Annotated in this window: 10 protein-coding genes; 7 read left to right on the top strand and 3 right to left on the bottom strand. The window is 64.3% G+C overall.

Annotated features, from left to right (window positions below):
* Positions 1-39 precede the first annotated feature (39 nt).
* The 6 genes from ACZ889_RS06945 (at position 40) to ACZ889_RS06920 (ending at position 4,010) form a co-directional block, all read left to right on the top strand.
* Positions 40-345: a MazG-like family protein gene (locus ACZ889_RS06945; protein WP_003255298.1), complete on the top strand. Its 306-nt coding sequence runs from the start codon at positions 40-42 to the stop codon at positions 343-345.
* On the top strand, positions 342-1,091 hold the full coding sequence (locus tag ACZ889_RS06940; RefSeq protein ID WP_012051096.1) for a methyltransferase domain-containing protein: 750 nt from the start codon (positions 342-344) through the stop codon (positions 1,089-1,091). The genes ACZ889_RS06945 and ACZ889_RS06940 overlap by 4 nt, the downstream gene beginning before the upstream one ends.
* Before the next feature lie 22 nt (positions 1,092-1,113).
* Positions 1,114-1,749, top strand: coding sequence for a DUF4136 domain-containing protein (locus ACZ889_RS06935; protein ID WP_003255302.1), 636 nt, complete (start codon positions 1,114-1,116; stop codon positions 1,747-1,749).
* Between the two features lie 19 nt (positions 1,750-1,768).
* The gene (locus ACZ889_RS06930; RefSeq protein ID WP_180688901.1) at positions 1,769-2,338 is read left to right on the top strand and encodes a DUF4136 domain-containing protein; all 570 of its coding nucleotides are present in this window, start codon (positions 1,769-1,771) and stop codon (positions 2,336-2,338) included.
* A 305-nt stretch (positions 2,339-2,643) separates the two neighbouring features.
* Positions 2,644-3,114 (top strand): A24 family peptidase, encoded by a 471-nt coding sequence (locus tag ACZ889_RS06925; protein ID WP_003255306.1) that lies wholly within the window; start codon positions 2,644-2,646, stop codon positions 3,112-3,114.
* Positions 3,115-3,233: 119 nt separating this feature from the next.
* A complete protein-coding gene (locus ACZ889_RS06920) occupies positions 3,234-4,010 on the top strand; it encodes a response regulator transcription factor (RefSeq protein WP_047605352.1) in 777 nt (258 codons plus the stop codon).
* A gap of 74 nt (positions 4,011-4,084) precedes the next feature.
* On the opposite strand, the gene ACZ889_RS06915 is transcribed toward ACZ889_RS06920, so the two are convergent.
* Both ACZ889_RS06915 and pbpC read right to left on the bottom strand, forming a co-directional pair.
* A complete protein-coding gene (locus ACZ889_RS06915) occupies positions 4,085-5,749 on the bottom strand; it encodes a ShlB/FhaC/HecB family hemolysin secretion/activation protein (RefSeq protein ID WP_476257264.1) in 1,665 nt (554 codons plus the stop codon).
* A gap of 92 nt (positions 5,750-5,841) precedes the next feature.
* A complete protein-coding gene (gene pbpC / locus ACZ889_RS06910) occupies positions 5,842-8,196 on the bottom strand; it encodes a peptidoglycan glycosyltransferase PbpC (protein WP_476257263.1) in 2,355 nt (784 codons plus the stop codon).
* 77 nt (positions 8,197-8,273) lie between these two features.
* Here pbpC and ACZ889_RS06905 point away from each other — a divergent pair, with 77 nt between their 5' ends.
* Positions 8,274-8,567: a hypothetical protein gene (locus ACZ889_RS06905; protein ID WP_004577004.1), complete on the top strand. Its 294-nt coding sequence runs from the start codon at positions 8,274-8,276 to the stop codon at positions 8,565-8,567.
* Between the two features lie 151 nt (positions 8,568-8,718).
* Here the strand turns inward: ACZ889_RS06905 and ACZ889_RS06900 are convergent, their stop codons facing one another.
* Positions 8,719-13,620 (bottom strand): alpha-2-macroglobulin family protein, encoded by a 4,902-nt coding sequence (locus ACZ889_RS06900; RefSeq protein ID WP_180688904.1) that lies wholly within the window; start codon positions 13,618-13,620, stop codon positions 8,719-8,721.
* Positions 13,621-13,670: the final 50 nt, after the last annotated feature.

Raw genomic sequence — 13,670 nt, 5'->3', positions numbered from 1 at the left:
GGGCCTGGGCAGAAGCTATGCAGCAATAGGAGACCCCCGATGAACCTGCAAGAACTCACCCAACGCCTGCATCAGATCCGCGATACCAATGACTGGCGCGGCTTCCACAGCCCGAAGAACCTGGCCATGGCCGCCAGCGTCGAAATGGCCGAACTGGTAGAAATCTTCCAGTGGCTGAGCGAGGACGAATCGCGCCAGCTGCCTGCCGACAAACTGGCCCACGCCGGCCAGGAAATCGGTGACGTGGTGCTCTACCTGTTGCTGCTGTGCAGCGAACTGGGTCTGGACATGGACCAAGTGGTGCGTGCCAAGCTGGCCGACAGCGAGAGGCGCTTCGCCCGATGAACGACCGTCATTTCGATGAGCTGGCCACCCGCTTTGCCGAAAAGATCTATGGCGGCGCCAAGGGTGCGATCCGCCTGGCCGTGCTGCAGGCCGACCTGGCCGAAGCGCTACCCGACCGCCCGCTACGCATCCTCGACATCGGCGCCGGGTTGGGCCACATGGCCTTGTGGCTGGCCGAGCGTGGCCACCAGCTGACCCTGGCCGAACCTGCGGCGCCCATGCTCGACGGCGCCAGGGCGCGCTTTGCCGAAGCCGGCCAGACCGCGACCTTCATCCAGGCGCCCTGGCAAGACCTGCTCGGTCAGCTGACCGAGCGCTACGACCTGGTGCTCTGCCACGCCGTGCTCGAATGGCTGGCCGAACCCGAGAGCATCCTGCCGGTGCTGCACCAGCTCACGGCCCCCGGCGGTTGGTTATCGCTGGCCTTCTACAACCGCGACGCACTGGTCTATCGCAACCTGCTCAAGGGCCATTTCCGCAAGTTGCGCAGCAACCGGCTGGAAGGTGAAAAGCAGAGCCTGACCCCACAGAAACCGCTTGATCCACGCGAACTCAAGGCGCAACTTGAGCCTATGTGGCAGGTTGAAAGCGAAAGCGGCGTGCGGGTGTTTCACGACTATATGCCCAAGGAATTCCAGGGCAAGGCCGAGCTGCTCGACCTGTTGGAAATGGAGCTGGCCCACCGTCGCCACCCCACCTTCGCCGGGCTTGGCCGCTACCTGCACTGGGTTTGCCGCCCCCGCTAATCCGCCGCGCCAGGAGGAACACATGCCGTACCGTCTGTTGTGCCTGGCCCTGCTGCCCATTGCCCTGGCTGGCTGCCAGGGCAGCAACCCTTATGTGGCCAGCAGCCGCCCGTTACCACCAGCCCCTGCCCAGGCGGCCACCACCTTCGACGCCAGTGCATACCCTGCGCCCGCTCGTGATTATGGGCACTACCGCAGCTGGAGCTGGCGCAACGGCCAGTTGCCCAGCGGCGCTGTCGATGCCGACCCGGCGCAACTGGCCGATGCCGTCAGCGGTGCGCTCGACCAGCATGGCCTGCGCCCCGCTCGCACAGGCCCTGGCGACTTGCTGGTGAGCGCCGATATGCGCCTGGAAAAACGCTTGCGCCAAGTGCGTGACTACGACACCTACGACCCCTACTACGGGCCGTATCCCTATGGGGGGGTCGGCTATGGCGGCTACCGCCACGGTTATGGAGGCTATGCCAGCGTGCCCATCGTGCGTACCTACGAGGTCGAAGTCCTGGTGGTGCGCATCGACTTGTACGACGCCCGCAGCGGCCAGCCGGTCTGGAGCGCCAGCGCCGAAAGCAGCAGCAACAAGGACTCGCCCCGCGAACGCGAAAGTGCCTTGCGCGATTCTGTGCACAAGGCACTCAGCGGCTATCCTCCCAGTTAATAGCTAACGGAGAACCATCATGTTGCGCCGTCTCGTTCTACTGTCATTCGCGTTGTTGCTCGCTGCCTGCTCAAGCAACAACGTCCAGCAGGATTTCGATGCCAGCCGCGATTTTGCCGCCTACCGCAGCTGGGCATGGCAGGAGCCAGGCCTGCAGTACCGCCCGGATGACCCGCGGATCAAGAGCGACCTCACCGAGCAGCGCATTCGCCAGGCGGTGGCAGACCAACTCGACCAGCGCGGCCTGCGTCCGGTACAAGGCGGAGCGCGGCCCGACCTGGCAGTACGCACATACCTGATCGTGGAGCAGCGCCAACAACAGATCACCACCAACTACGGCGGTGGCTGGGGTGGCTACTGGGGCGGCTACTGGGGTGGCCCGATGTACAACGAAACCCGCAGTGTCGACTACAAGGTCGCCACCATCCAGGTCGACATGTTCGATGGGCGTGACGGCAAGCTGGTATGGCGCGGCAGTGCCGAGCAGATCATGAACAACTACCCGCCAAGCCCGGAAGAACGTAACAGCGCAATCCGCAACACCGTGGCCAAGGTGCTGGGCAACTACCCACCGGGCAGCAAAAAATAGCGTTGGAACGCGGCTTTTGCATGCACCGTGGCCCTGCGGGAGCGGGTTTACCCCCGAAGCAATTGGCCCGGTGCATGGCACCGGCTTCGCGGGTGTTCGCGGGTGAACCCACGCCTACATAGGTGGCGATTCCAAGTACGACTGCGTCACCGACCTGGCCTGTGTCAGCTACGACAAAATCCATTCCACGCACGCCTTTTTTCAGATGCCAACCGCACTCCCCCGCACGTTCCCGTCTATCTTCATTTAAGGAAACCTGACTGACCGGGTAGATGTGTTCAACATTTGGGAAAGGCGACCTGCCAATGCAAAGCATTGTTCTCCTGCTGTGGCTTGCCTTGTGCTCCGAACAGGATGTGCGTCAACGCCAGATCTCCAACGTGCTGACCCTGGGAGTGGCTGGCTGCGCCCTGGCCTGGCTGTTCAGCACCGGCCACAGCTGGATAGGCGCCGAAGCCAACGAGGCCGGTTGGGCGCTGGCCATCGTCATGCTGCTGACCCTGCCAGGCTACATGCTCGGCCGCTTCGGCGCCGACGACGTCAAGCTGATGGGCGCCCTGGCCCTGGCCACCAGCCCGCAATATGTGCTCGGCACCTTCATTGGCGCGGGTGTCACTGTACTGGTCTGGCTACTGACCCGCCGCCGCCTGTGGACTCTGCTCAACCCCAAGGTAAAGAAGCGTTTGCAGGCCCTGACCGAGGAAATGGGCGACAAGCAGGCGTTCGTGCCCTATGTGTTATCAGGTTTTCTTCTAACGGCCGTATGGATCCAATAAGCTTTCCAGTGGTCCGATAACCTGTACACGCCTTGTACATATTCGCTGAGTGCGACTACTTTTAAGCTGCCAGAGCGTCTGGCACGGGAGCAGGGCTGTATAAGAACAGGGAGTTGATCGTGTCCAGATCAGTGAGTGAAGTAAAGGTGTTGGTGGTTGATGACCAACCGGTCATTGTCGAACAGCTGAGTGAATTCCTTCAAACCAAGGGCTATACCTGCGTTACAGCCCTCTCAACCGACGAAGCCATCGAGCACTATGTGGCAGACCCGACCATCGGCTTGCTCATCTGTGACCTGCACATGCCAGATCGGGATGGCATCGAGCTGGTGCGCGCCTTGAAGGAAATCAACGGCAGCCAGCGCACGTTCGAAGCCATCATGTTGACTGGGCGGGCCGAGAAACAGGACTTGATCCGGGCGATACGCGAAGGTTTTGCCGATTACTACCAGAAGCCGATGGACCTTGATGAACTGCTGGCAGGCGTACGCCGGCAGGAAGAGGCCTTGCTGGAGCGCCAGCGCAACCTCCGTGATCTGGGTGGGCTGAACCAGCGCTTGCAGGAACTGGCCGAGTCGGTGGACGAACTGTATCAGGACCTGGAAAAAGCCCGTGGCCAAGGCACCCACCGGCGTGCCAGTGATGCAGAAGAAAGCGAAAGCGAGCTGCCAGCAGCGTTCGAGAAACTGTCACCACGCCAGCTGGAAGTGGCGCGCCTGGTTAGCAAGGGCAAGACCAATTACCAGATCGCCTGCGAACTGGGCATTACCGAAAACACCGTGAAGCTGTATGTGTCTCAGGTTTTGCGTTTGACGCATATGCACAACCGCACCCAACTGGCTCTGGCGCTGACCCCCAGCTCGTCGCCCGTGCACCAGCGGTTCACGACCCATTGAGTGAGGGCTCGGCACACCATTCTGGAGCGGCCTTGCGCTGCGAAAGGCTGCTCCTGCAAGCCCATAGTTGCCTGCTACAACTGGATCGCCAGGTTCAACGACAGCCGAGGCCGACGGTCCAGGCTATCCAGCGCCACATCCGCCAACGGCTTGGCCACTTCCAGCGCCACATTGAACATATGCCCACCCCCTAACCGCACACCCAGCGCCACCGAAGCCAGATGGGCGTCCTCCACCGGTCCCCGGTTGTGCCAGGCCTGAGCGGTATCCACCACCGCATAGGGCTGAACCCGCGCAAGCCAGCGACTGCGCACGCTGTAGTTGAGCTCGTAAGCCACACCCCAGCCCTTGTCACCGTCCGCCTGATCGCGCGGGTAACCGCGCCCGAAACTCTGCCCGCCAAACCCCGCACGCTCGCTGTCGGGCAATCGATCATCACTCCAGTACAACGCCCCGGACACCACCCCCTGCCCGTTTTCCAACAGGGTGTCGCTCTGCAAACCGGAAAGCCGCAAGCGCAGGAAGTCGAGATCGTAGTCAGCATCGCTGCGCGCCCCCAGGTAGTCCAGCCCCTGATGGACCCCGGCACTGACGATACGCAAACGCCCCTGCTCCACCTTGCGCCAGTCACCTTCGAATGACAGCGCCCGCACATAGGTGTCGTACTTGCGAGACGATGGCTGCTCGGCCATCCGGTCTTCATCATGCTCACTGACCGAGTACACGTGCCCCTGCACCGCCAGCCACTCATTCGGCCTGACAACCACCGGCTGACGCAGGCCGATCGCATAGCGCTCACTGTCGTGCTCGCGGGTGATATCGCGGCCATCGTTCAAACGTATGCGCGTGCCGGGCTCGCTGCGGTAGCGCGACGCCGACAGCAGCAGTTGGCTACCGGCGGCGTCCAGGTACTGGCTGTAATCGAGACGCTGGTAGTAGACCCGGTCATTGCCAGGGGGCAGCAGCCAGCTGGCCGTGACCAGTTCGCCATGGCGGGTCTGGGCATTGCTGGCTACGGTGATCAGGGCCTGTGCAGCATCACGGCTGGAGTCGGCCACGGTCACAGCGGCGCTGAGCGGCTTGCGCCGTGCATGCACGGTCAGCTGGGCGACACCATCGGCAGCCCGCGCCATTGCCAGTTCGGCCTCTACCACAACCCCTGGCATGCGCGTAGCCAGGCCCAGATAGCGCTCCAGCGTTTCGCGGGTCAGTGGGCGCTCGGCCTCAATGCGCGCCAGCAGCTGCTGCAAATACTCGCTGGCCGGCCCAATATCGCCGTCCACGCGGTAATCACGTACGTAACCTTCGACCAGCACCACGTTGACCCTGCCATCGGCCACATCCTGAGCAGGCAAGTAGGCATACGACAGCAAGTAGCCCTCCTGCCGGTAGCGTTGGGTCAGGCGCTGGGTGTATTGCTGCAATTCACCCAACGTGGTTTCGCGCCCGATCAGCGGCTGATAGTGTTCGCGCAGGTCGCCCAAGGGGAACACCGTGCCGCCCTCGAAGCGCACTTTATGCAGTACCAGCCGGGTGTTGGCCGGGGCCCAGTCGGGGTTGTTGATAGCCGCCCCGGCCAGCCGTATGTGGGGGCTCACAGGGGAGTAGTCCGTCATCGGCAGGTTGGCGCTGGGCAGACGCCGCTCGTACTCATGGCTGTCGAGAAACCCCGGCAACGGCTCGGCGTGGGCAGCAAGTGCCCAAAGCAGCAACATCAGGGGCGCGACCAGAGGACGCATAGGGCACTCCATGTTCCCATGGGTTGTGGGGCACCAGCCGGTCACACCCGTCACTTGCAAGCGTAGGTGCTGGCCCGGCTGTCGTCGAACACCTACTCACTGACCTGGAACGCCACCCGCGCCGTCTGACCGCTTTCGTCCAGCGCGCTGAGTTCGGCCTGCCCGACCTGTGGCAAACGCAGCAACAGGCTGTCCTGCCCCTGGGTTTCACCCAACGGCTGGCCGTTGAGGAACCACCAGCGCCGTCCACCACCACCCAAGGCAGAGACCTGCAATTGCAACGGCTCAGTGCTGGTGGCCGGGCGGCGCAGATTGTCGCCTGGGCGCACGCCGACGATCGACAGCGGTGGTGCACTGGCCGGCGCCTGCGGTGGGCAGGCCGGGTCGATGGCCGGCAAACGCGCCATGCGCCGCTCGACACGGGGTAGCCAAGGCTCCAGCGGCGCCGGCCACAGGGCGATGTCACGCGCCTTGGCGCCCGGGCAGCTACCATCCACCCGCAAGCCCTGCTCGTTGACCCACACTTTTTCGCGCAAGCCCAGGCCCAGCGGCTGGTCGGCTGCCTGCAAGGTTGGCGGCGTGGTGCCGTCCAGGGTCCATGCAAAGCGCTGACGCCGACAGTTGGTGTCCTGCTTGCTCATCGGCTGGCCCAGCGGCCAACAGATCGCCGCAACGCCGATATTCGCAGGTACCGGCGCTACCGGGACGCTGATGCCGCGTTGGCTGTCGCGATTGCTCAACAGATCGTGCACCTGCAACATCAGCGGCGCCGCCGACGCCAGGCCGAACTGCCCAGGCACCGGTGTACCGTCGGGGCGGCCAATCCATACGCCGATCAGGTAACGCGGCCCCACGCCAATCGACCAGGCATCGCGAAAGCCGTAGCTGGTGCCGGTTTTCCAGGCCAGTAGCGGGCGCTGCACCAGTTCGGCGTGCGGGTCGCGGTCCGGGCGCGCCTGGCCGCTGAGGATACGCCGGATGATCCACGCCGCCCCCGGTGACAGCAACCGGTGCTCCACCAAGGGGGCCTGTGGCTGCAAGCGCACCTGCGCACTGTTGCCACCCCGCGCCAGCGCCGCGTAGCCGCCGACCAGGTCCTCCAGCCGGCTGCCGGCACCGCCCAGGATCAACGACAGGTTGGGCTCGGCAAGGGGGGGCAGTATCAACGGCATGCCCGCCATGCGCAGTTGTGCGGCAAAGCGTTTCGGGCCGTAGGCCTCCAGCAATTGCACGGCGGGCAGGTTGAGCGACAGGGCCAGCGCCGAGCTGGCCGACACCGGCCCGCTGAACCCCATGGAGAAGTTGCCAGGGCGATAGTCGCCATAGCGTCGTGGAACATCCTGCAACAGCGATTCGGAATGGATCAGGCCATCGTCCAGCGCCATGCCGTAAAGAAACGGCTTGAGGGTGGAGCCGGGCGAACGTAACGAGCGCACCATGTCGACATGGCCAAAGCGGCGCTCATCAGACAAATCTATCGAGCCCAGGTACGCGCGCACCGCCATGCTCTGCGCTTCGACCACCAGAATGGCGGCCGAGGTACGCTCCGGCAGCCGTGCGCGCCAGCCCAGCAGCAAGTCTTCGAGGCGCCGCTGAAGCGCAGCGTCAAGCGTGGTACGGATCAGCGGCGGGCTGTCAGCGCTGTTCAGGCGCCGGGCCAACAATGGCGCCAGGGCCGGCTCCTGGCGTGGCGCCAACACCAGCGGCTCCTCGGCCGCCTCGCGAATTTGCTGGGCTGGCCATACCTGGTATTCAGCCAGGCGCTGCAGCACCTTGTCCCGGGCACGCTGGGCACGCTCGGGGTGGCGGTCCGGGCGCAGCCGGCTGGGTGCCTGGGGCAGCACGGCCAGCAGTGCCGCTTCGGCAGGTGTCAGGTGCAGGGGCGACTTGCCCAGGTACGCCCAGCTGGCTGCCGCCACGCCCTGAAGCGTGCCGCCGAACGGTGCGCGGTTCAGGTAGATCTGCAGGATGTCGCGCTTGGACAAGTGCCATTCCAGCTGCAAGGTGCGCCATAGCTGGCGCAGTTTGCCGACCAAGGTACGGTCGTGCGGGTCGAGCAGGCGTGCCACCTGCATCGACAATGTGCTGCCGCCCGACACAACACGCCCGCCGCGCAGGTTCAGCCAGGCCGCGCGGGCCAATGCCAGCGGGTTGACCCCTGGGTGGTTGTAGAACCAACGGTCCTCATAAGTCAGCAAAGCCTGCAGGTAAAGCGGCGAAACCTCTTCAGGGCTTACGGGGTAGCGCCACACGCCATCAGCATCGGCAAAGCGCCACAAGGGCGTGCCGTCTTCGGCCAGCACTACCCGGGCCAGGTCATCACCTGGCAGCGGCAGCGGCCAGATGCGATCAGCCAGCCAGAACAGGCCGCCGAGCACCAGCAGACTGATCAGCGCGGCACGCAACAACCTGCCCGCACGGCACCGTGGTCGCGCTAAGCTTGGCATCGGGAACCGACCTGGCCAGGTAATGGCCAAAGGCTTTGGGACGACAACCTCGCCGATTTTTTCATCAGGAAGCAACTATGCATGTAGAAGGTTTTTTCGAGTGGCTGGGCCAGGCACTGGGGTCGTTGATCCGCTTCATCGTCGACGCATTGAGCGGGCTGTTCAACCTGCTGGCCAATGCCGGTGGCAACTTCATCGATGGCCTGTCGCGCACCTTGGGCATGGACACCTCGCTGCTGAGCATCCTGGCCCTGATCATCGGCCTGATGCTGCTGTACTCGGCAATCCGCGCATTCATGCGCGCCTCGATCATCCTCGGAATCATCTGGCTGGTGCTGGGGCTGTGGGTGATGAGCTGGGTGATCCACTGATCTGCGCGGTCTTTGTGGGAGCGGCCTTGCGTCGCGACAGGGCTGCACAGCAGCCCCAGGCTTTCAGCTTCGCCGCTTGAATTGTCGGGGCCGCTTTGCGGCCCTATCGCGACGCAAGGCCGCTCCCACATTGTCCGCGTAGAGCGGGCCTCTAGCGGGCCTTCACCGTCATCTCCCCTTGCCCATCGCCCACGGCCTGCAGGTTCGGCCGATACATCGACTCGACCTGCGGCGGCGGCACGCGGTAGGTGCCCGGGGTCACTGCTCGCGCCAGGTACAGCAGGTGGGTGGTGCCATAGCCGTCAAGCTTGAGCGCGGCAACATAACGGTCATCACGGTACTCCTGATGCACCACGCTGGCATTCTGCATCGACTCGCGCCACGCCTTCACTGCACTGCTGGCGTTGTCCAGGCTGGCGGCGCTTTGAGCCAGGTTCTGGTTTTCCAGCTCCAGGCCGGCCGGCAGCAGGTCTACCACCAACGCATCCGGCACGCGGTCCTCAGCTTTGAGCGCCAGGTGCACCAGCACAAGGTCGCCGCTGCGCAGGTTGTGCAGGTCCAGCGGCTGGCCATTCATGGCCAGGTACTCTCTGTGAATCTGCAGGCCGTTGCCGCCAGCAGCAGGTGCCTGTCGTGGGTAGCCGGACAAGGTCAGCTGCTGGTACAGCGTCTCGTTGCCTTCATTCTGCACGCTCAGAGGCGAGGCCAGTAACGGGCCTTCCAGCTTCATACCGGCCTCGGCATTGTTCAACTCGCGCACTTCACCCGCGCTGTCCAGACGTGCCTGCCACTGGCCTTCCGGCTTGCCCAGCAGGCCACGGCCAGCGAGGAACAGTGCATTGCGCTCTTGGGTCGACAACCAACGGTTGGCCGCCAGTTCATCCGACAGGGCGAACAGGCGCTGATCGACCTGGCTGCTGGCCAGGTTGCTCTCCTGCAGCAGTGCCAGGATCAGTGCCTGGTCACGCAGGGCGCTGCCATAATCGGCCAGCCAGCCTTTGCCACGGCTGATGCCCAAGCCCGCCTGCAAGGCTTGCTTGGCACGCGGTTTGTCGCCCATTTTGTCCAGCGCCACTGCCAGTTGTACCAGCGGCAGACCGGAGCGGGCATCGGCGCGACGTTCGAACAGCCCGCGCAGGGCACCCAACGGCGCCTGCTGGCTGCGCGACAGCACCAGCGCCGCGTAGGCCTGCACCGCAAAGCGCGTGTGGTCGGCATTTTCGCTGTAGTCCACTTCGATCAGGTTGCGTTCCTGCAGGTAACGCAGCAGGCGCTCACTGGCCTTCTTCAATGCCTCGGCGGGTACGCCATACCCTTGGTCACGGGCACGCAGCAGGAAGTCAGTCACATAGGCGGTCAGCCAGTACTCTTCCTCGCTGTCCGAACTCCACAGGCCAAAGCTGCCGTTGTAGCGCTGCATCCCCAGCAGGTGCTCGATGCCCATTTCGATCTTGCGTTTGCGCACATCCGCCGGCTCGCCCTTGATGCCAAGGCGCTTGAGGCTGTCGGCATCGGCGTACAGCGAAGGGTACAGGCCGCTGGTGGTCTGTTCGAGGCAGCCGTAGGGGTAGGCTTGCAGCGCGCGAATCTGCTCGGCAAGGTTCAGCGGCGGCCGGCTCGACAAGGCCAGGCTGGCTTCCAGGCCAGCGGGCTCGAAGGCGGCCAGGTCTGCTTCGGGCAAAGTCCACGGCTGGTCCTTCAAGGCCACGCGGTAGTGCTTGAGCATTGCCGGGTAGGCTGGGCGCACGCCCAGCGTCCACTCACGTTCGAACGCATTGACCGGCTCGTTCGGCAGTTGCAGGCCAGTCACCCGTACATGCACCTTGCCCTGCCCCAGCCCCCCCTGGGCCTGCACCGGAATCATCAGCGTCGAGCGCTGCCCTTCGGCCAGGTTAACGCTCTGCACGGCATTGGCCGCCAGGCTCAGTTGCCCCGCCGTGGTGATTTCGACGCTCAGTTGCTGGGCGCGGCCGGACAGATTGGCCAGGTCCAGTGCCAGGCTGGTACGGTCGCCACCGGCCAGGAAGCGCGGGGCCGAAAGCTCGGCAATCAACGGCGCGGCGACCACGGTCTTGCCTTCGGCCATGCCGAAGTGCTCTTCGGTCCAGGCCTGCGCCATCAGCCGCAGTTCACCGTTGAAGTCGGGGATGTCGACCGTGGCCTGGCCCTCACCCTTGTCGTCCAGCGTCACCGGCAGGCTCTGCTGGGCGACGATGGTTACCGTAGTGTTGGGTCGCTTGCCCCCCTTGGCCATCGCTGCGTCACCACCGAACGCCAGGCTGGCCAGGCGGCCTTGGCCGGCCTCTATCAACTGGCCGTAGATGTCCAGTTGATCGGCACCATAGGCCTTGCGCCCGAACAGGCTGGCGAACGGGTCGGGGGTTTTGAAATCGGTGATGTTGAGGATGCCCACGTCCACCGCCGACAACAACACATGCACCTGCTTGGGCACACTGCCATCGGCGTTGGCGGCCTTTACCTTCACTGTCAAAGGCTGTTTCGGGCGCATTTTTTCCGGCGCCTGCAGGCTCAGCGCAAGCTTGCGCTCGGCGCGGTCCAGCGGCAGGTGCAGCACGCCCACGGCGCGCTTGGGCGTGGCATTGGCCTTGCGCTCACCAGGGCGGATAACCAGCGCGCTGATGTACAGGTCGTGACGGGCCCAGGCCTTGTCCAGTTGCACGTCAAAGGTCTTGCCCTCGGCGGGCACATCGATCTCCTGCCACCACAGCGGGCCATCGCTGGACTCGATCATCAGGTAGCCGCTACCCGCAGCGGGCGGGGTGACGGTGACCTTGGCAGTAGCGCCATCGGTGTAGGAGGGTTTGTCCAGCGCCAGCTTGACCTGGTCCGGCCGCACCGCGCCGCCCTCAGCGTTGTCCTGGGCACGATAGCCGGCCCAGAAGCGCTCACTGGATACCAGACCGGTCTGCGGGTCTTCCACCTCGACGCGGTAAGGGCCCCACTCAACCTGGAAGCTGAGTTTGGCGGTGGAACCTGCCTTGACGCTGATCGTCTCTTCGTTCTGGGTCAGGAATTTCTCGTTGTAGGCGTAGCTCCAGCCGTCGCTTTGCGAGTAATTCCAGTAGTAATCGCGGCGTTCGCGAACAAGGCGCACCTTGAGCGCGTCGGCCGCCAGTTTGTTACCGTCGCGGTCGGCCACCAGGAATTCGAATTCCACGGGCCCGTCGCTATCGGTCTCCTCACCTTCGAACAGGCCTCGCAGGCCCGGCAGGCGCTCAGCCGGCCAGATAGGCTGCTCCAGGCGCCGGGTGATCGGCCGTCCACCCGACTCCTGCAGGCTGGCCTGCACGGTCAGTTGCAGCGGAGAGCGGGCTTCGGCCCAACGGCTTTCGATATCGACCACCGCCTTGCCGGCCTGGTCAAGGGTGACTTCGTCCAGTTCCAGGTCCTGGTTCAGATCGGTTTCGGTGACCGAGCCGAACTGGTAGCCAGGCAACGCCGGTACTGCCTCGCGCAGCGGGCGTACATAGGCCTGACCGCTCAGGCGGTTGCCGGCGGCCGGCGCACCATAGAGGTAACGGCCATTGACCTGGATACGCGCATCTTCATCCGGCGAAAGCGGTGTGCTGCTGCCCTTGAGCTCCAGCGCCAGGCGCTCGGGCAGGAAGTCTTCAACGAGGAATTCATAGACCTGCTTGCGCCCGCCACCCAGGTCGAGCAGCAGTTGCCAACGGCCAGTCGGGGCCTCGGTGGCCAGTTGCAACTGGTATTGGTACAAGCCATTGCTGTCGGCTTCCCAGACGAACTTGCGGCTCACCTGTTCATCCGGGCGACGCACTTCCACGCTCACCGGCTGGGCTTTGACCGGCTTGCCGTCCTGGTCGCGCAGCAGGCCGTTGAGCAGCACCGTCTCACCCGGGCGGTACAGGTCACGCGGGCCGAAGATGAAGAACTGCAGGGGGTTGGCCTGAGGCCCGGTGATGTCGAATTCGGCCAGGTCCAGGGCTGCGGTGTTCAGGCGCAGCAGCGTGGTATGCACGCCCTGGGTGGCGATCAGGGTATCGGCCTTGGGCGTGATCGGCAGCTGGGCATGCCCCTTGCCATCGCTGGTGGCCTGGGCCAGCAGCTTGCCCTTTTCGTCATGGACTTCCAGGTTGACGCCGCTCAGCGCCTTGCCGCCTTCCAGGGCTTGAGCAAACACGTCAATGCGGTCGCGGTAGCGGTGGGCCGACACGCCGATGTCGCTGAGGGTGAACAGGGTTGCCGGCTGAGAATAATCGTAGGTACCCGAGGCGCGCATCACTGCCAGGTACACGCCTGGCGCCTGCAACGGTTTGATGCCGGCAATCGGCAGCAACACGGTCTCGCGCGTGTTGCGCGCCGGGTTTAGATCGAAGCGGCCGCTGTAGACCAGCTCGGCCATGTCCAAGGTTTCCTTGGACTGGTAGTAGTACAGGCTGCTGTTGCGTCCCCAGTTGGCCAGGAAGGTCGAGAGCATGTCTGGCTTGACGCGGAAGAACTCGACATCCACTTTGTCGACGTTCAGGGCAATCACCGGCAGGCCTTCGGCCAGGCGCGTAGGCAACAGCGAGCCGCGGCTGGCAAAGCCGATGGTCGGCTGCATGTCGCGGGTTTCCAGGCGGGTGATCGACTCGCTGTCCAGCTGCTTGCCGTTGACTGCCAGCAGCCCCTTGTCGACGGTCAGCACCAGCTTGCGCTGCGGCTCCAGGTGGCGCAGGCGCAGCTCCATCTGGTTGTCGGAGAGTTCCCAGGCGCCATCTAGCTTACCCTTGACGGTGTCGACCAGGTGCACCTTGGTAGCGAAGTCCTGCTTGGCATCCAGCGGTGCTGAGAAGCTGATCGACAGCGTTGCCGCGCCATCGAGCTGCACTTCCGATACGTCCAGCACCGTGAGTTCGCGGCCCTCGTAGCGCTTGGCGAGCACGGCCGGGTCCTCACGCTTGGGGGCGGGGGTTTCGGCGGGCGCGGGCGCCACGGTTTTCTCGACCGGCGCCGGTTTGCCCGGCGTGGAAGAGTCACAGGCACTGAGCAACGCCAGCGCGCAGGCCAGCAACAATCCTTTGTTGAACATGAGATAGGAACTCTTGGGCAGCGTGTACGTGAGGGCAGCAACTATAGCGC

The sequence above is a fragment of the Pseudomonas sp. TE3895 genome (genome assembly GCF_056278855.1).
This window is presented reverse-complemented; position numbering and strand designations above follow the sequence as displayed.